22 protein-coding genes are annotated in these 15,519 nt (G+C 70.5%); 15 read left to right on the forward strand and 7 right to left on the reverse strand.

The window, feature by feature from the left end:
* Positions 1-27: 27 nt before the first annotated feature.
* From ON759_RS10790 to ON759_RS10800, 3 genes are read left to right on the forward strand one after another with little or no spacing between them, the layout of a single operon-like run.
* A complete protein-coding gene (locus ON759_RS10790; RefSeq protein WP_271680392.1) occupies positions 28-429 on the forward strand; it encodes a VOC family protein in 402 nt (133 codons plus the stop codon).
* A gap of 44 nt (positions 430-473) precedes the next feature.
* Entirely contained in the window at positions 474-857 is a 384-nt protein-coding gene (locus tag ON759_RS10795; protein ID WP_271680393.1) for a VOC family protein, read from the forward strand.
* An 11-nt stretch (positions 858-868) separates the two neighbouring features.
* Positions 869-2,167 (forward strand): RNA polymerase sigma factor, encoded by a 1,299-nt coding sequence (locus tag ON759_RS10800; protein ID WP_271680394.1) that lies wholly within the window; start codon positions 869-871, stop codon positions 2,165-2,167.
* Positions 2,168-2,230: 63 nt separating this feature from the next.
* Here the strand turns inward: ON759_RS10800 and ON759_RS10805 are convergent, their stop codons facing one another.
* From ON759_RS10805 to ON759_RS10815, 3 genes are all read right to left on the reverse strand, one after another.
* Entirely contained in the window at positions 2,231-2,797 is a 567-nt protein-coding gene (locus tag ON759_RS10805; RefSeq protein WP_271680395.1) for a DUF3016 domain-containing protein, read from the reverse strand.
* 72 nt (positions 2,798-2,869) lie between these two features.
* Positions 2,870-3,130 carry a DUF3297 family protein gene (locus ON759_RS10810; protein WP_271680396.1) on the reverse strand — a complete coding sequence of 87 codons (261 nt, stop codon included), beginning with the start codon at positions 3,128-3,130 and terminating at the stop codon, positions 2,870-2,872.
* A gap of 50 nt (positions 3,131-3,180) precedes the next feature.
* Positions 3,181-3,507: a hypothetical protein gene (locus ON759_RS10815; RefSeq protein ID WP_271680397.1), complete on the reverse strand. Its 327-nt coding sequence runs from the start codon at positions 3,505-3,507 to the stop codon at positions 3,181-3,183.
* A 152-nt stretch (positions 3,508-3,659) separates the two neighbouring features.
* Here ON759_RS10815 and ON759_RS10820 point away from each other — a divergent pair, with 152 nt between their 5' ends.
* From ON759_RS10820 to ON759_RS10835, 4 genes are read left to right on the forward strand one after another with little or no spacing between them, the layout of a single operon-like run.
* On the forward strand, positions 3,660-4,229 hold the full coding sequence (locus tag ON759_RS10820) for an RNA polymerase sigma factor (RefSeq protein ID WP_271680398.1): 570 nt from the start codon (positions 3,660-3,662) through the stop codon (positions 4,227-4,229).
* On the forward strand, positions 4,226-4,654 hold the full coding sequence (locus tag ON759_RS10825; RefSeq protein ID WP_271680399.1) for a hypothetical protein: 429 nt from the start codon (positions 4,226-4,228) through the stop codon (positions 4,652-4,654). The genes ON759_RS10820 and ON759_RS10825 overlap by 4 nt, the downstream gene beginning before the upstream one ends.
* A 36-nt stretch (positions 4,655-4,690) precedes the next feature.
* On the forward strand, positions 4,691-5,743 hold the full coding sequence (locus ON759_RS10830) for a class I SAM-dependent methyltransferase (protein WP_271680400.1): 1,053 nt from the start codon (positions 4,691-4,693) through the stop codon (positions 5,741-5,743).
* Positions 5,740-6,444 (forward strand): pseudouridine synthase, encoded by a 705-nt coding sequence (locus ON759_RS10835; protein ID WP_271680401.1) that lies wholly within the window; start codon positions 5,740-5,742, stop codon positions 6,442-6,444. Before ON759_RS10830 ends, ON759_RS10835 begins: the two co-directional genes overlap by 4 nt.
* 140 nt (positions 6,445-6,584) lie before the next feature.
* Here the strand turns inward: ON759_RS10835 and ON759_RS10840 are convergent, their stop codons facing one another.
* The gene (locus tag ON759_RS10840) at positions 6,585-7,154 is read right to left on the reverse strand and encodes a DUF1415 domain-containing protein (RefSeq protein ID WP_271680402.1); all 570 of its coding nucleotides are present in this window, start codon (positions 7,152-7,154) and stop codon (positions 6,585-6,587) included.
* The gene (locus ON759_RS10845) at positions 7,147-7,629 is read right to left on the reverse strand and encodes a YajQ family cyclic di-GMP-binding protein (RefSeq protein WP_271680403.1); all 483 of its coding nucleotides are present in this window, start codon (positions 7,627-7,629) and stop codon (positions 7,147-7,149) included. The genes ON759_RS10840 and ON759_RS10845 overlap by 8 nt, the downstream gene beginning before the upstream one ends.
* 48 nt (positions 7,630-7,677) lie before the next feature.
* On the opposite strand from ON759_RS10845, the gene ON759_RS10850 reads away from it, so the two are divergent.
* The gene (locus tag ON759_RS10850) at positions 7,678-8,565 is read left to right on the forward strand and encodes a DMT family transporter (RefSeq protein ID WP_271680404.1); all 888 of its coding nucleotides are present in this window, start codon (positions 7,678-7,680) and stop codon (positions 8,563-8,565) included.
* Between the two features lie 9 nt (positions 8,566-8,574).
* Here the strand turns inward: ON759_RS10850 and ON759_RS10855 are convergent, their stop codons facing one another.
* A complete protein-coding gene (locus ON759_RS10855; RefSeq protein ID WP_271680405.1) occupies positions 8,575-8,745 on the reverse strand; it encodes a hypothetical protein in 171 nt (56 codons plus the stop codon).
* Between the two features lie 45 nt (positions 8,746-8,790).
* On the opposite strand from ON759_RS10855, the gene ON759_RS10860 reads away from it, so the two are divergent.
* A complete protein-coding gene (locus ON759_RS10860) occupies positions 8,791-10,377 on the forward strand; it encodes a dihydrolipoyllysine-residue acetyltransferase (protein ID WP_425608476.1) in 1,587 nt (528 codons plus the stop codon).
* A 12-nt stretch (positions 10,378-10,389) separates the two neighbouring features.
* Positions 10,390-12,195: a dihydrolipoyl dehydrogenase gene (lpdA, locus tag ON759_RS10865; RefSeq protein WP_271680407.1), complete on the forward strand. Its 1,806-nt coding sequence runs from the start codon at positions 10,390-10,392 to the stop codon at positions 12,193-12,195.
* A 33-nt stretch (positions 12,196-12,228) separates the two neighbouring features.
* On the opposite strand, the gene ON759_RS10870 is transcribed toward lpdA, so the two are convergent.
* Complete coding sequence (locus ON759_RS10870) at positions 12,229-12,444, reverse strand: DUF2061 domain-containing protein (RefSeq protein ID WP_271680408.1); 216 nt, start codon at positions 12,442-12,444, stop codon at positions 12,229-12,231.
* Positions 12,445-12,780: 336 nt separating this feature from the next.
* Here ON759_RS10870 and ON759_RS10875 point away from each other — a divergent pair, with 336 nt between their 5' ends.
* From ON759_RS10875 to ON759_RS10895, 5 genes are all read left to right on the forward strand, one after another.
* A complete protein-coding gene (locus ON759_RS10875; RefSeq protein ID WP_271680409.1) occupies positions 12,781-13,176 on the forward strand; it encodes an ATP synthase subunit I in 396 nt (131 codons plus the stop codon).
* A 26-nt stretch (positions 13,177-13,202) separates the two neighbouring features.
* Positions 13,203-14,042: a F0F1 ATP synthase subunit A gene (atpB, locus tag ON759_RS10880; RefSeq protein WP_271680578.1), complete on the forward strand. Its 840-nt coding sequence runs from the start codon at positions 13,203-13,205 to the stop codon at positions 14,040-14,042.
* 64 nt (positions 14,043-14,106) lie between these two features.
* Complete coding sequence (atpE, locus tag ON759_RS10885; protein ID WP_271680410.1) at positions 14,107-14,385, forward strand: F0F1 ATP synthase subunit C; 279 nt, start codon at positions 14,107-14,109, stop codon at positions 14,383-14,385.
* A 117-nt stretch (positions 14,386-14,502) separates the two neighbouring features.
* Positions 14,503-14,976: a F0F1 ATP synthase subunit B gene (locus ON759_RS10890; RefSeq protein ID WP_271680411.1), complete on the forward strand. Its 474-nt coding sequence runs from the start codon at positions 14,503-14,505 to the stop codon at positions 14,974-14,976.
* A gap of 10 nt (positions 14,977-14,986) precedes the next feature.
* A complete protein-coding gene (locus ON759_RS10895) occupies positions 14,987-15,514 on the forward strand; it encodes a F0F1 ATP synthase subunit delta (protein ID WP_271680412.1) in 528 nt (175 codons plus the stop codon).
* Positions 15,515-15,519: the final 5 nt, after the last annotated feature.

The following is a 15,519-nucleotide window of genomic DNA, read 5'->3' on the forward strand; positions in this document are numbered from 1 at the left end:
CGCCATCCCGCAGACAAGGACACCACGATGCCCCGCAACCTCTACGTCACCCTGCCGGTCAAGGACCTGGACCGCAGCGTCGACTTCTTCGAATCGCTCGGCTTCTCGTTCAACCCGCAGTTCACCAGCGAGAACGGCGCCGCGCTGGTCATCAACGACAACACCAGCGTGATGCTGGTGGCCGAAGCGTTCTTCTCGACCCTGTCCAAGGTGCCGATCACCGATCCGCGCAGGGCCACCGAGGCGCTGTTCTCGCTCTCGCTGGACAGCCGCGCGGAGGTGGACGACCTGGTGCGCAAGGCGATCGCGGCCGGCGCGACCGAGGGCCACGACCCCGAGGACCTCGGCTTCATGTATTCGTGGGCGTTCGTCGACCTGGACGGCCACCAGTGGGGCGTATTCTCGATGGCGGCCGCGCCGGCCGGCTGATCCGGTCGCGCCGCGGCAGGGTCCACTCGACTGGAGGACATCGCATGAACAGCGTGGGTTGGTTCGAGTTGTACGTGCAGGACATGGCGCGCGCGCGCGCCTTCTACGAGGCCGTGTTCCAGGCGAAGCTCGAACCGCTGGTGGTGCCCGGGGATGCCGCCGCCGGCGGCCTGGAGATGCTGCAGTTCAGCGGGGACATGGACGCCTATGGCGCCAACGGCGCGCTGTGCCGGATGCCCGGGGTGCCTTCGGGACCGGGTGGCACGCTGGTCTACTTCGGTTGCGCCGATTGCGGCGAGACCGCGACCCGCATCGAGCCCGCCGGCGGGCGCATCCACCGCCCGAAGATGGCGATCGGCGAGTACGGTTTCATCGTGCTGGCCTTCGATACCGAGGGCAACATGATCGGCCTGCACTCGATGGCCTGAGCGCGCGGCGGATGGCGAAGGACGCGGGCGGCGCGGCGGCCGGTCGGGCAGGCGCGGTGGCGCGCCGGCTCGACACCCTGTGGCGGATGGAATCGCCGAAGCTGCTGGCTCGGCTGGCGCGCATCACCGGCAACATCGACACCGCCGAGGAACTGGCGCAGGACGTGCTGGTGGCGGCGTTGGAGCGCTGGCCGCGCGACGGCGTGCCGGACAACCCGGCGGCGTGGCTGATGCAGGCAGCGAAGCACCGCGGGATCGACCACGTCCGCCAGCGCCAGTTGCATGCGCGCAAGCAGGACGCGTACGGCATCGAACTGGAGCTGCACGGAGCCGACATGCAGGGCGACGACGCGCAACGGCTGGCAGACGACGACATCGGCGACGACCTGTTGCGGCTGGTGTTCGCCAGCTGCCACCCCGTGTTGCCGATGGAATCGCGGGTGGCGCTGGCGCTGCGCCTGCTCGGCGGCCTGTCCACGGCGGAGATCGCGCGCGCCTTCCTGCAGCCGGAACCCACCATCGCCCAGCGCATCGTGCGGGCCAAGCGGACCCTGGCGGAAAAGGCGGTCGCCTTCGAGGTGCCGCGCAAGGCCGAGCTGCCGGAGCGCGTGGAGGCCGTGCTCGAGGTGGTCTACCTGGTGTTCAACGAAGGCTATGCGGCGACCAGCGGCGAGGACTGGATGCGGCCGGCGCTGTGCGAGGAGGCCTTGCGCCTCGGGCGCGTGCTGGTCGGGCTGCTGCCGGGCGAAGCGGAGGCCTGGGGCCTGCTGGCGCTGATGGAACTGCAGGCCTCGCGCATCCCCGCGCGCACCCGCGCGGACGGAACGCCCGTGCTGCTGCCCGACCAGGACCGCGCGCGCTGGGACCGCCTGCAGATCGCCCGCGGACTGCGCGCGCTGGAGCGGGCCCGCCGCCTGGGCGGCGCCGATGGCCCGTACGCGTTGCAGGCCGCGCTGGCCGCCTGCCACGCGCGGGCACACCGCAGCGAGGACACCGACTGGGCGGCGATCGCCGCGTTGTATGCGCGCCTGATGGTGGTGGCACCGTCGCCGGTGGTCGCGCTCAACCGCGCGGTCGCGGTGTCGCGCGCAGAGGGCGCGGCCGTGGCCTTGCCGCTGGTGGATGCGTTGCAAGACGAGGCCCGCCTGCGCGGCTATGCGCCGCTGCATGCGGTGCGCGGCGACCTGCTGCAGCAACTGCAGCGCCGCGACGAAGCGCGTGCCGCCTTCGAGCATGCGGCCGCATTGACCGGCAACGCCCGCGAGCGCGCGCTACTGCTGGCGCGCGCGGCGTCCTGCGACAAGGTTTGAGCAGGCCCGGATGCGACGACGCCGCCCATCGGCGGCGTCGCGCGATATACCGGTGCTGGGAGTTCAGCGCGCGGCGGTGCTGTCGGCGAATTCGCGGCGCACCCAGCTGTCGATCATCCGCTTCTCGTAGCGCAGCGGATCGCTGTCGTTGAGCGGCTGGATGCCCATCAGGTAGCTGGGGTCGCTGAGCTTGCGCTCGCCCTCCGCGACCACCTTGCCGTCGGCGTCGAGCCGGCGGAACTGCACGGTCATCCGCGGCGGATAGATGTCGCGCATGATCCGGGTGTCGTGCAGGGCCACGCCGTGCCAGGGCTCGTAGTCGCCGGCGCGGTCGATGTCGACGATGGTGAGTTCCAGGCGCTCGTTGGCCGGCAGTGCGGCCTCGGCGCGCTTGCGCAGATGCTGGGCCAGGTCGGTCAGCCACGGGCCACGCGCGGCGTCGTAGCGGTTGGCGCTGCGGCGCAGCTCGGTGAACCCGGCGGGATCCGTCCAGGCGACCGCGACCCGGCCATCGTCGGGCAGCGCACGCGGGGCGTCGGCGGCGAGCATGTCGGTGCCGCGGGTCGACGCGCACGCGCCGAGCGCGAGGGTGGCGGCGACCAGCAGGGGGGTGAGGCGCAGGGAAGCCATGGCGGACTCCACGTCGGGACCGGGGTCCAGTGTGCACCCTGGCGCGGCGGGCGGTACGGGCCGCCGCCGGGGTCAGTCAGCCGCGGTTTCGCCGGCGTCGTCGAGGAACCAGGCCTCGACCGTGCCCTTGACCTTCATCGTCATCGGCATCCCGCGGCGGTCGAGCGACTTGCCGACCGGCAGCCGCACCCAGCCTTCGCTGATGCAGTACTCGTCGACGTTGTGGCGCTCCACGCCGTTGAAGCGGATGCCGATGCCGCGCTCCAGCACGGCCGGATCGTGGAACTTGCTGCGCGGGTCGTTGGAGAGGCGGTCGGGCGGGGAGTCGGACATGGGCAGGCTGCCGGCGTTCGGGGGCCGACAGCATACCCGCCGGGCCGCGTTCAGCCGAGCTTGCGCGAGGCGGCGAACGAGGCCAGGTTGCCCAGGCCGATGGCGCCGACCAGCACGGCGATCACGCCGGGGGTGATCTCGGTCCAGCCGGCGGCCTCGACGATGCCGAAGCCCAGCGCCAGCGCGACCAGGGTGATGCCCCAGCGCAGCGAGGACAGGCGGCGGTTGGTTTCGTCGCCTTGCAGGATGCTGCGCACCAGGTCGGGGGCGCCGTTGCTGGACACCAGTTGCTTGCGCACGCGGGCGTCGACCACCGCCTTGATCGAGTAGGCGATGGCGGCGAACAGGGAAATCGGGATCAGCAGTTCGAAGTTCATGGGGTGCTCCTGGCGTTGCGGTGGACGATGCGGCCAAGGGGGCCGTTCGCGCAAAGGGATACGGCCGGCGCCGGGGCGGTTGCATCCGCGTGGCCCCGGCCCGGTCGCCGCGTGCTTGCAACCGATCGCCCGCCGGGCGTATCCCATGTCCCATGGATGCCCCGGACCGCGCCCTTGTCGACGCCGTGCTCGCGAACCGCGCGGGCGCGTTCGAGCAACTGGTGCGCGACTACCAGGGGCTGTGCTGGCACATCATCCAGCGCATGGTGCGGCACCCCGAGGACACCCGCGAGTTGTGCCAGGAGGCCTTCCTGCGCGTGCACCGCTACCTGCACCAGTACCGCTTCGACAGCCCGCTGAAGTCGTGGATCGGGCAAGTCGCGTATTCGGTGGCCAAGCGCCACCTGGAGCGCAAGCGCATCGCGCTCGCAGACGTGGCCGACGACGACGAGGGCCTGTCCCTGCTCGACAACATCGGCGACGGCAGCGACCTGCAAGCCGAGCATGCGCTGGCCGGCGAGGCGCGCGAACTGCATGCCGCGATCGAGCGCCTGCCGCCCTTGCAACGCACGCTGCTGACCCTGTATCACCTGGAAGAACTGCCGATCGGCGAGATCGCGAGCATCACCGGGCTCGCCGAGGGCACCATCAAGAGCCACCTGTTCCGCAGCCGCAACAAACTGCGCGAGATGCTGGAACCGCGCATCGGAGCCGCCGCATGAAGCCCCACGAATCCGCATCCCCCGTCGACGACGCCCGCTGGCAGGCCCAGGAACGGGCGCGCCGCGCCGACCCCGATGCCGATGCCCTCGACCTGCGCATCGCCCATGCGCTGCGCGCGCCGCCGCCGGTCGCACTGCCGCAGGATTTCGCGGCCCGGGTGGCGGCGTTGGCGCAGGCGCGGGCAGTCGCGGATTCGCGGCTGGAGCAAGGCCTGCTGCGCGGGCTGGTGCTGGTGTTCGCGCTGTCGGCGGCGGTGGTGGTCGCGTGGTTCGGGCGCGGCTGGGTGGCGACGCTGGCCGCCACCTTGCCGGGCGGCCAGTCCGCGATCGGTTGGGGCGCGCTGGCGGCCTGCTGCCTGCTGGGCAATTGGGGCCTCGGCGCGCTGCGCCGCCTCCACCACGGCGAGCGCGGCGGCTTCGCCTGAGCCGGCGCCGCGGGCGCTGCGGCTTATACTGGGCGGATGCGTTCCGACCCCCGCGACCACGCCCTCGACGCCCTCCTGCATCCGTTCGATGCCGGCCTGTTGCCCTGGTCGGTGCAGGGCGCGTTGTTCCTGCGCGCCCGCGAGGGCGCCGCGCTGCATGCGCGCGGGTTGCGCGGGATCGCCGTCACCCAGCCGTTCAAGCCCGAGGCCGATCGCCTGCAGCGGGTCGGGGCCGATGTCCTCGACGAAGCCGCGCTGCCCGCTGCGGCCTTCCCGCTGGTCCTGGTCCTGCCGCCGCGCCAGCGCGAGGAGGCCCGCGCGCTGCTGGCCCGCGCCTGCGCCGCGGTCGCGCCGGGCGGCCGGGTGGTGATGGCGGTGGCCAACGACGAAGGCGCGAAGTCGCGCGAGGCCGACCTCCGGCAGCTCGCCGGCACCGTCGCCACCACCAGCAAGCACCATTGCCGGGTGTGCTGGACGGCGCCCGGGGCCGCCTTCGACGCCGCCCTGCTGGCGCAATGGCAGGGGGGCGATGCGCCGCGCTGGCAGGCCAGCACCGCGGTGCCCGGCGGCCGCTTCCGCACCCGGCCCGGCGTGTTCGCCTGGGATCGCGTGGATGCGGCGTCGGCGATGCTCGCGGCCGCGTTGCCGGGCGACCTGCGCGGCCGGGTCGCCGACTTCGGCGCCGGCTGGGGCTACCTGTCGATGCAGGTGCGCGCACGCTGCCCGCAAGTGGCCTCGCTCGACCTGTACGAAGCCGACGCGCGCGCGCTGGCGCTGGCTGGCGACAACCTCGCCGACGCCGGCCTGCCGGTGCGCCTGTACTGGCACGACGTCGCGCAGGGCGTGGACGAGCGCTTCGACGCCATCGTCTGCAACCCCCCCTTCCATGCGCTGGGGCGTGGCGAGCGCCCGGACATCGGCCGCGCCTTCATCGGCGCGGCGGCGCGCGCGCTGAAGCCGCGCGGGCAGCTGTGGCTGGTCGCCAACCGCCACCTGCCCTACGAGCAGGCGCTGGGCGACGGCTTCGCCGAGGTCCGCACCATCGCCCAGGACGGCGGCTTCAAGGTGGTGCAGGCGGTGAAGGCATGAAGCTGGTCAAGCACATCGCCAACCTCGGCTACGGCAGCCGCAAGCAGGTGCAGTGGCTGTTCCGCGAGGGTCGGGTGACCGATGCGGACGGCGAGGTGCTGTATGCGGACGACGCGGTTCCGCTCGACGCCGTGCGCATCGACGGCGAGCCGCTGGATCCACCGCCGGGCCTGCTGCTGATGCTGCACAAGCCGCTGGGCGTGACTTGCTCGACCAAGGACACGGGCCGCCTGGTCTACGACCTGTTGCCGCCGCGCTACCGCTTGCGCGATCCGCTGCTGTCCACCGTGGGCCGGCTGGACCGCGAGACATCCGGCCTGCTGCTGCTGACCGACGACGGCCAGTTGCTGCACCGGATCATCGCGCCGAAGTCGCGGCTGCCGAAGGTGTACCTGGCCACGCTCGCGCAGGACCTGCGGGGCGACGAAGCGGCGCTGTTCGCGGCCGGTACGTTGATGCTGGACGGCGAGAAGACCCCGCTGCTGCCGGCGGAACTCGATGTGCTGGACGCGCGCCGGGCGCGGCTGACCCTGCACGAGGGCCGTTATCACCAGGTGCGGCGGATGTTCGCGGCGGTCGGCAACCATGTCGAAGCGCTGCACCGCGAACGCGTCGGCGGGTTGACGCTGGGCGACCTGCCGGACGGGCAGTGGCGGGTGCTGGATGAGGAAGATCGCACCCGTTTGTTTGCGGCGAGCTGATTGCCACCTGGCTGCGAAGCAGCTGCCAAGGCATGACTGCTACTCGGCTCCTGCGAACATCCTGTTCGAGTCGCCGCCGCAGGCCATCCATGGCCTGCTTTCCGCAGCAATGCCCCGGCACCTGCTCCGCCCTTGGGGGTTCAGGCGTCGTCGGAAAGCAGGGCGCGGAATCCCTCGAGCCCGAGGTCCTGCATCGTCGCGATGTTGCGCGCGATGATCGCGTCCGGCTGCGGATACGCCGCGACCGCGCGGTCGATGCTGGCCTCGCGCAGCAGGTGCAGCACCGGATAGGGCGCGCGGTTGGTCAGGTTGCCGGCGTCGTCCGGCTCGGTGTCGGCGAACTGGTAGTCGGGATGGAAGCTGGCGACCTGCAGCTCGCCCGCCAGGTCCATCGCCTCGACCAGCGCATCGGCATCGTCGAGGAAGTCGTTGTAGTCCAGGAAGTCCTGCAGCACCTGCGGGTGCACCAGCAGGGTGGTGTCGATCGCCTCCGCCGGGGTGTCGCGCAGCAGGGCGAGCTCCTCGCCGAGCTGTTCGAGCAGGGCGCGTTCGGTGCTGGCGTCGCTGACCACGATCCGCACCTGCGCCTTCTGGTACACCGACTTCGCGAACGGGCACAGGTTCAACCCGATCACCGCGCGCTCCAGCCAGCGGCGGACATGCCGTTCGACAGCCGCGGCCTCGACCTGAGCCGGGACGGCCTCAGTCACGGAAGTTGTCGAACTGCAGCGGCAGCCCGAAGTCCTGGCCGCGCAGCAGCGCCATCGTCGCCTGCAGGTCGTCGCGCTTCTTGCCGGTGACCCGCAGCTTGTCGCCGTTGATCTGCGCCTCGACCTTGAGCTTGGCGTCCTTGATCGCGCCCTGCAGCTTCTTCGCCAGTTCGCGCTCGATGCCCTGCTTGACCGTGACCTTCTGCCTCGCCCCAGCCAGGTTGGTCTCGATGTCGCCGAACTCCAGGCAGCGCACGTCGATCTTCCGCGCGATCAGGCGCGCGCGCAGGATGTCGGTCATCTGCTGCAGCTGGAAATCGCTGGGCGCCGACTGCGCGATCACCTTGTCCTCCAGCACGAACTTGGCGTCCACGCCCTTGAAGTCGAAGCGGGTGCCGAGCTCGCGGTTGGCCTGGTCGACCGCGTTGGTGAGTTCGTGGGTGTCCACTTCGGAGACGATGTCGAACGAGGGCATGGCGGCGGGCGGGATGACGGGGCGCGCAGGTTACCGCATGCTGGGCGGATGCCCGCGACCCCCGCCCTGCAACCCCGACGCGCCGCCCTGCTCATGCTGGTCTCGGTGGCCCTGTTCGCGTTGATGGACGCCGGGCTGAAGACGCTGTCGGCGCACTACCCGCCGTTCCAGGTCGCCGCGATGCGCGGTTTGTCCTCGCTGCCGCTGGTGCTCGGCTGGGCGCTGGCGAGCGCGGGCGCCGGCGCCTTGCTGCGCGTGCGCTGGCCGCTGCACCTGGTGCGCGGGGTGCTGGGCATCGTGATGATGGCCAGCTTCGTGTACGCGCTGAAGCGCCTGCCGCTGTCCACCGCGTACTCGATCTTCTTCGTGGCGCCGCTGCTGATCACCGCGCTGTCGGTGCCGATCCTCGGCGAGCATGTGGGCCCGCGGCGCTGGACCGCGATCGCGGTCGGCCTGCTCGGGGTGCTGGTGGTGCTGCGCCCGACCGGGGAGGGCGTGCTGACCCTGGCCGGGCTGGCGGTGCTGGTGGCGGCCTTCGGCTACGCGGTCTCGGCGATCCTGGTGCGCGTGCTGGCGCGCACCGACAGCACCCAGGCCACCACCTTCTGGTTGCTGGCGCTGATGGCGCTGGGCGCCGGCCTGCTGGCGTGGCCGGGCTGGGTGCCGCTGCGCGGCGAGCACGCCGCGATCATCGCGGGGATCGGCATCGCCGGCGCGCTCGGGCAGTACACCATCACCGAGGCCTTCCGCAGCGGCGAAGCCTCGCTGGTCGCGCCGCTGGAATACAGCGCCTTGGTCTGGGGCGTGCTGCTGGACTTGTCGCTGTGGGGCGTGCTGCCCGACGGTCTGACCTGGTTGGGCGCGGCGATCATCGTCGGCAGCGGGCTGTACCTGATCCGCCGCGAGCGCGTGCACGCCGAGGCCGAGCACCCCTGAGCCCGGCGATCAGGCCGGCAGCGCGTCCACGCACGCGTGGACGGCGTGGGCGAGCGGGTGGGCGGGCCAGTCGGGCGTCCGCTCGGCCACGCTGGCGGCCCCCAGTCCGCCGCCCAGGCCGGCCAGGACCAGCCCCAGCGCCAGCAGGCCGCGCCACCACAGGTGTCGAAGGGATCGCATCGGGGACCTCGCTGCGGCGCGGGGGAGGGCGCCGTGCAGGAAGGGATGCCCCGATCGTCGCGAGGGTTGCTCGTCGTGGCCCTGCCACGGCGTCGGTCACCCCGACTTCCGGCAGGGATTCGGGGCGATTCATCGAAATACCCGGATGAAACAAAAGTACGCCGCCGAATGTTTGTTCCAGGCGCGTGGGTATGCCAACAATACGGGCCCTTGCAAGCACCGGAGTCCGGCATGGCCGAGCTGAAGGAAGCACGCGTCCCCGACATCGGGGGTCACAGCGACGTGCCCGTGATCGAACTGCTCGCCAAGCCCGGCGACACCGTCGCCAAGGACCAGGGGCTGGTTACCCTGGAATCCGACAAGGCCACGATGGAAGTCCCGTCGCCGTTCGCCGGGATCCTGCGCGAACTCAAGGTGCAACTCGGCGACACGGTGTCCGAGGGCGCCCTGGTCGCGGTGATCGAGGTGGCCGATGCCGCCGCGGCGCCGGCCGCGCAGGCGGCCCCTGCTGCTCCGGCCCCGGCGCAGCCGGCGGCCCCGGCCGCGACCACCGTCGCCGCGGAGACCGGCACCCGGGTGGAGCCGGTGGCGGTGGCGGCCGAGCCCGACAACATCGCCAAGGCCTCGATCGCCGCGGCCGCGCCGATGGGGGCCGGCCTGCCGCCGGTGCGCTTCGAGGCCGATGCCGTGCTGCCCGACAAGGTTCCCTACGCCAGCCCGGCGGTGCGCCTGTTCGCGCGCGAGCTCGGCGTCGACCTGATGCAGGTGGCGGGCACCGAACGCGGCGGCCGGATCGGCAAGGAAGACGTGCAGAAATACGTCAAGGCGGCGCTGGCTGGCGGCGTCGCGGCCGTGGCGCCGGCGCGCACGGGCGGCGGGGGCGGCCTGGACCTGATCCCGTGGCCGAAGGTGGACTTCGCCAAGTTCGGCGCCATCGAAAGCAAGCCGCTGTCGCGCATCCAGAAGATTTCCGGGGCCAACCTCGCGCGCAACTGGGCGATGATCCCGCACGTCACCCAGCACGACGATGCCGACATCACCGAGCTCGAGGCGCTGCGCGTCGCCCTCAACGACGAGAACGCCAAGGCGATCGCCGCCGGCAAGCTGGGCAAGGTCACGATGCTGGCCTTCCTGATCAAGGCCAGCGTGGCCGCGCTGAAGAAGTTCCCCACCTTCAACGCCTCGCTCGACGGCGACACCCTCGTCCTCAAGCAGTACTTCCACATCGGCTTCGCCGCCGACACCCCGAACGGCCTGGTCGTGCCGGTCCTGCGCGACGCCGACCAGAAGGGCGTGCTGCAGATCGCCCGCGAGATGGGCGAGCTGGCCGCGCTGGCGCGCGACGGCAAGCTCAAGCCGGAACAGATGCAGGGCGGCTGCTTCACCATCAGTTCGCTGGGCGGGATCGGCGGCACCGCGTTCACGCCGATCATCAATGCGCCGGAAGTGGCGATCCTCGGCGTGTCGAAGTCCGACATGAAGCCGGTCTGGGACGGCAAGGCCTTCCAGCCGCGGCTGGTGCTGCCGCTGTCGCTGAGCTACGACCACCGGGTGATCGACGGCGCCGCCGCCGCGCGCTTCACCGCCTACCTCGCGCAACTGCTGGCCGACATGCGTCGGGCCATGCTCTGACGGAGAACGGGCATGGCAGACATCGAAAGCAAGGTGCCCGACATCGGCGGCCACGGCGACGTGCCGGTGATCGAGTTGCTGGTCGCGGTCGGCGACACAGTGAAGAAGGACCAGGGCCTGGTCACCCTGGAATCCGACAAGGCCACGATGGAAGTGCCGGCGATCGCCGACGGCGTGGTCAAGGCGCTCAAGGTGAAGCTGGGCGACAAGGTGTCCGAAGGCAGCGTGATCGCCATCATCGAGAGCGGTTCCACCTCTCCCCTCGTGGGAGAGGTCGACGCGCGCAGCGCGGCGGGAGAGGGCGTCTCTGCCGCAGCAACACCCTCTCCCCAGCCCTCTCCCGTCAAGGGAGAGGGGGAAAAAGCGCCTGCGCCAAGCGCCGCGTCGTCTTCCGGCCGCAAGGCCGACCTCGAATGCGCGATGGTGGTGATCGGTGCCGGTCCCGGCGGCTACACCGCCGCGTTCCGCTCCGCCGACCTCGGCCTCGACACCGTGCTCATCGAGCGCTACGCCAGCCTCGGCGGCGTCTGCCTCAACGTCGGCTGCATCCCGTCCAAGGCGCTGCTGCATGCCGCCGACGTGATCGAACAGGCCGCGCACGCCAGCGACTACGGCGTCGATTTCGGCGCGCCGACGATCAGCATCGACAAGCTGCGCCAGTACAAGGACAAGGTCGTCGGCCAGCTTACCAAGGGCCTGGCCGGGATGGCCAAGCAGCGCAAGGTGCGGGTCGTGCAGGGCACCGCGAAGTTCCTGTCCGCGCACGAACTCGAGGTGGTTGGCGAAGACGGCAAGGCGCAGGTGCTGCGCTTCGCCCAGTGCATCATCGCGGCCGGCTCGCAGCCGGTGAAGCTGCCGGCGTTCCCGTGGGACGACCCGCGGGTCATGGATTCCACCGACGCGCTGGACCTGGCCGACGTGCCGAAGACCATGCTCGTCGTGGGCGGCGGGATCATCGGCCTGGAAATGGCCACGGTGTACCGCGCGCTGGGCAGCGAGGTGACCGTGGTCGAGTTCATGCCGCAGCTGATGCCGGGCGCGGATGCCGACCTGGTCAAGCCGCTGGCCGACCGCCTGAAGAAGCAGGGCGTGGCGATCCACCTGAAGACCAAGGTGGTCGAGGCCAAGGCGGGCAAGCAGGGCATCGAGGTCGCGTTCGAGGGCGAGAGCATCCCCGCAGGCAAGGTCTACGACCGCGTGCTGGTGTCGGTGGGGCGTGCGCCGAATGGCGGCAAGCTCGACGCAGCCAAGGCGGGCGTGGCGGTAAGCGAGCGTGGCTTCATCGACGTCGATCGGCAGATGCGCACCACCGTGCCGCACATCTTCGCCATCGGCGACCTGGTCGGGCAGCCGATGCTGGCGCACAAGGCGACGCACGAGGGCAAGCTCGCCGCCGAAGTCGCGGCCGGCGAAAAGAAGGAGTGGGTGGCGCGGGTGATCCCGAGCGTCGCCTACACCGATCCGGAGATCGCCTGGGTCGGCGTCACCGAGACCGAGGCGAAGGCGAAGGGCCTGAAGGTCGGCGTGGGCAAGTTCCCGTGGGCGGCCTCGGGCCGCGCGATCGGGTTGTCGCGCACGGAAGGCTTCACCAAGCTGGTGTTCGACGAGGACAGCCATCGGATCATCGGCGGCGGCATCGTCGGCGTGCATGCCGGTGAGCTGATCGCCGAACTCGCGCTGGCGATCGAGATGGGCTGCGAGGTGCACGACATCGGCCACACCATCCACCCGCACCCGACGCTGAGCGAGTCGGTGGGGATGGCGGCCGAGGTCTACGACGGCAGCATCACCGACCTGTACATCCCGAAGAAGAAATAAGCCGGCAGCGCCGGGCGCGCGGCCGATGCGCGCTCAGGCGCCGGCGATGGCCGGAACCGGCGCAGGGGCGGCCAAGCGTCGCGCTTCGATCCGCTTCCAGACCTTTTCGTGGAAGTGGAACACCACCGTGTTGCAGGCCGGTTCAACCAGCGCGAGCGCGCCACCGATCATCCAGTTGCCGGTCAGCAGCCAACCCACCGCGAACGCGACGGTGAAGTGGAGTGCGGCGAAACTCAGTGTCTTGGACATGCGGGCACGGCCTTTGATGCGACTGATTCGCATCTTGCCTGTCTTGGCGCGCCCGTCCAGTCGGATGTTTGCATTCGATTGATAGCGATCGTCAATCGATTTTCGAAGCCCCATAAAAAAGCCCCGGCCGGGGAAGGGGCCGGGGCTTCGGGCGCCCGTCCGGAGCCGACGAGGAAGAGCGGGCGCAGGCAATGTGACCGGCCTGGCGCGGGAAAGTTTCCGCCCGCGGGGCGAGCGTTTGGCGGTTGCCGCGCAATTTTCACGCCTGCTATACTTTTGCGGCTCCGCAGGACGGTTTTCGTTCCGCGGCTCCCTTACCGAAGCTGGATCCTCCGCGTGCTGAACTCCGCTGCCGCGGGCTGGCGGCTGGCGCTGCGGGTGGTGGCCTACCAGGCCATCGCCACGCTGGCGACGGCAACAGCCTGCCTCATGCTCGGCCCGCCTGCGGCATTGGCGGCGCTGGCCGGGGGTGGATCGATGGCGCTGGGTAGCCTGCTGGCGGGCTGGAGCGCCTTCGGGGGCGGGGTGGCCGGTGCGGGTGCCGCACTCGGGCGCCTGCTGCTCGGCACGGCGGTGAAGTGGTTGGTCGTCGGCGTCGGCCTGTATCTGGCGATGGCGGTGTGGCGGTTGCCGGCGGTGCCGGCGCTGGCCGGGGCGGCGATGGCCGCGGCGGCTTTCCTGTTTTCCATGAAGTTCGCGGCAGCGAAGCACGGTACGAGGACGAACGCGTGATCTTGGACGGCGTGATTCTGGGCGGCATGGCGGGCGAACCCAGCGGTGGAGAATCCGGTGGCGGCCTGACGGCCTACATCGTCCACCACCTGACCCACAACACGAAGGAATTCGCGTTCGGCACCATCCACTTCGATTCGTGGGTGATCGCGCTGGCGCTGGGCCTGCTGGCCTCCTTCCTGATGTGGACGCAGGCGCGCAAGGCGACCTCCGGCGTGCCGTCCAAGGCGCAGGCCTTCGTCGAACTGGTGGTCGAGTTCGTCGACGCCCAGGTCAAGGACACCTTCCACGGCGACCGTCGCTTCATCGCCCCGCTGGCGCTGACGATCTTCGTCTGGGTCGCCTTCATGAACACCATGGACCTGCTGCCGCTGGACCTGCCCAGCGCGGCGATCACCGCGGTGGCCGGCGAGGAAGCCGCGCACCATACCTACCTGCGCGTGGTCCCGACCGCAGACGTGAACACCACGTTCGCGCTGTCGATCACCGTGTTCCTGCTGATCATCTTCTACTCGATCAAGGCCAAGGGCGGCTGGGGCTTCACCAAGGAGCTGTTCACCGCGCCCTTCCACGCGCACGGCGCCTTCGCCAAGGTCGTGCTGGCGATCCCGAACCTGTTCCTCAACCTCGTCGAATACCTGTCCAAGCCGGTCAGCCTGGGCATGCGACTGTTCGGCAACATGTACGCCGGCGAGCTGGTGTTCATGCTGATCGCAGGCTTGTTCATGTCCTGGGTCACCTTCGTCCCCGGCGTGATCTTCCAGTCGGTGTGGGCGATCTTCCACATCCTGATCATCCTGCTGCAGGCCTTCATCTTCATGGTGCTGACCGTCGTGTACCTCGCGATGGCGCACGAGCACCACTGACCCGCGTTCCACCTTCCACCGTTCCACCACTTCCAACAGTTAGTACCGAAACCGGAGATCCACCATGGAATTCATCGCCAACGTCCAGGCTTTCACCGCCGTCGCCATCGGCATCATCGTCGGCCTGGGTGCGCTGGGCGCCGCCCTCGGCATCGGCGTCATGGGCTCGAAGTTCCTCGAGTCGGCCGCCCGCCAACCGGAACTGGTCCCGATGCTGCAGGGCCGCATGTTCCTGCTCGCCGGCCTGATCGACGCGGCGTTCCTGATCGGCGTCGGCGTGGCGATGATGTTCGCGTTCGCGAACCCGCTGCTGGCTGCCGTCCAGGCCGCCACCGGCGCCTGATCGCGTCACGCGGGACGGCGTGCGCGGCCCAGGCCGTGCACGTCGGCACACCGGCGTCGCGGCCTGCCGCGGCGCCGCCTCCAAGGCACGTCTGACACGCGTCGAGCAAGGTAAGACATGAATCCGTCATTGATGACATTCCTCGGCCAGATGATCTCGTTCGCGATCCTCATCTGGTTCACCGTCAAGTTCATCTGGCCGCCGCTGATGTCGGCGATCGAGGAGCGCCAGCGGAAGATCGCGGAAGGCCTGGCCGCCGCGGACAACGCGCAGAAGGACCTCGCGCAGGCCCAAGACAAGGTCGCCGAGGAGCTGAAGGCGGCGCGGGTCAAGGCCAACGAGATCATCGAGCAGGCCCACCAGCGCGCCAACCAGCTGATCGACGCGGCCAAGGCCGACGCGATCGCCGAGGGCAACCGCCAGAAGGCGCTGGCCGAGGCCGAGATCGAGGCCGCCGCCAACCGCGCCAAGGAAGACCTGCGCAAGCAGGTGTCCGCGCTGGCGGTCAGCGGCGCCGAGAAGCTGCTCAAGCGCGAGATCAACGCCAACGACCAGAAGGCGCTGATCGACGACTTGGCCGCGCAGCTCTGAGGATCGACCGATGAGCCAGGCCCTGACCCTCGCCCGACCCTACGCCCGCGCCGCGTTCTCGCTGGCGCGCGACGCCGGCACGCTGCCCGCGTGGTCGCAGGCGCTGGCGTTCGCCGCCCGCGTCGCCGCAGACCCGCAGGTCGCCGCGGTGCTCGGCCACCCGAAGCTGTCCGCCGCCGACGCGGTGGCGCTGCTCGCGCCCGATGGTGCCGGCGAGGCGTTCGGCAACTTCCTCGGCCTGCTGTTCGACAACCGCCGGCTGTCGTTGCTGCCCGAGATCGCCGGCCTGTACGACGAGCTGCGGTTCGAGGCCGAGCGCGTGGTCAAGGCGAAGGTCACCTCCGCCGCGGCCCTGCCGGCCGCCGAGCTGGAGACGATCAAGGCCGCCCTGCGCCGCCGCTTCGGCCGCGACGTCGAGGTCGAGGCCGCGGTCGACGAGAGCCTGATCGGCGGCGCGGTGATCGACGCCGGCGACGTGGTGATCGACGGCTCGATCAAGGGCAAGCTCGGCCGCCTCGAGGCGGCGCTGTCGCACTAATCCAT

Source organism: Thermomonas mangrovi (assembly GCF_028201335.1).
Taxonomy (GTDB): domain Bacteria; phylum Pseudomonadota; class Gammaproteobacteria; order Xanthomonadales; family Xanthomonadaceae; genus Thermomonas; species Thermomonas mangrovi.

Coding starts and splice junctions, on each gene's coding strand:
- lpdA (WP_271680407.1), top strand. CDS start 10,390: ATGGCAGACATCGAAAGCAAGGTGCCCGACATCGGCGGCCACGGCGAC.
- ON759_RS10800 (WP_271680394.1), top strand. CDS start 869: ATGGCGAAGGACGCGGGCGGCGCGGCGGCCGGTCGGGCAGGCGCGGTG.
- ON759_RS10835 (WP_271680401.1), top strand. CDS start 5,740: ATGAAGCTGGTCAAGCACATCGCCAACCTCGGCTACGGCAGCCGCAAG.
- ON759_RS10855 (WP_271680405.1), bottom strand. CDS start 8,745: ATGCGATCCCTTCGACACCTGTGGTGGCGCGGCCTGCTGGCGCTGGGG.
- ON759_RS10825 (WP_271680399.1), top strand. CDS start 4,226: ATGAAGCCCCACGAATCCGCATCCCCCGTCGACGACGCCCGCTGGCAG.
- ON759_RS10860 (WP_425608476.1), top strand. CDS start 8,791: ATGCCCCGATCGTCGCGAGGGTTGCTCGTCGTGGCCCTGCCACGGCGT.
- ON759_RS10850 (WP_271680404.1), top strand. CDS start 7,678: ATGCCCGCGACCCCCGCCCTGCAACCCCGACGCGCCGCCCTGCTCATG.
- ON759_RS10870 (WP_271680408.1), bottom strand. CDS start 12,444: ATGTCCAAGACACTGAGTTTCGCCGCACTCCACTTCACCGTCGCGTTC.
- ON759_RS10820 (WP_271680398.1), top strand. CDS start 3,660: ATGGATGCCCCGGACCGCGCCCTTGTCGACGCCGTGCTCGCGAACCGC.
- atpE (WP_271680410.1), top strand. CDS start 14,107: ATGGAATTCATCGCCAACGTCCAGGCTTTCACCGCCGTCGCCATCGGC.
- ON759_RS10895 (WP_271680412.1), top strand. CDS start 14,987: ATGAGCCAGGCCCTGACCCTCGCCCGACCCTACGCCCGCGCCGCGTTC.
- ON759_RS10805 (WP_271680395.1), bottom strand. CDS start 2,797: ATGGCTTCCCTGCGCCTCACCCCCCTGCTGGTCGCCGCCACCCTCGCG.
- ON759_RS10810 (WP_271680396.1), bottom strand. CDS start 3,130: ATGTCCGACTCCCCGCCCGACCGCCTCTCCAACGACCCGCGCAGCAAG.
- ON759_RS10890 (WP_271680411.1), top strand. CDS start 14,503: ATGAATCCGTCATTGATGACATTCCTCGGCCAGATGATCTCGTTCGCG.
- ON759_RS10815 (WP_271680397.1), bottom strand. CDS start 3,507: ATGAACTTCGAACTGCTGATCCCGATTTCCCTGTTCGCCGCCATCGCC.
- ON759_RS10830 (WP_271680400.1), top strand. CDS start 4,691: ATGCGTTCCGACCCCCGCGACCACGCCCTCGACGCCCTCCTGCATCCG.
- ON759_RS10845 (WP_271680403.1), bottom strand. CDS start 7,629: ATGCCCTCGTTCGACATCGTCTCCGAAGTGGACACCCACGAACTCACC.
- ON759_RS10790 (WP_271680392.1), top strand. CDS start 28: ATGCCCCGCAACCTCTACGTCACCCTGCCGGTCAAGGACCTGGACCGC.
- atpB (WP_271680578.1), top strand. CDS start 13,203: ATGGCGGGCGAACCCAGCGGTGGAGAATCCGGTGGCGGCCTGACGGCC.
- ON759_RS10795 (WP_271680393.1), top strand. CDS start 474: ATGAACAGCGTGGGTTGGTTCGAGTTGTACGTGCAGGACATGGCGCGC.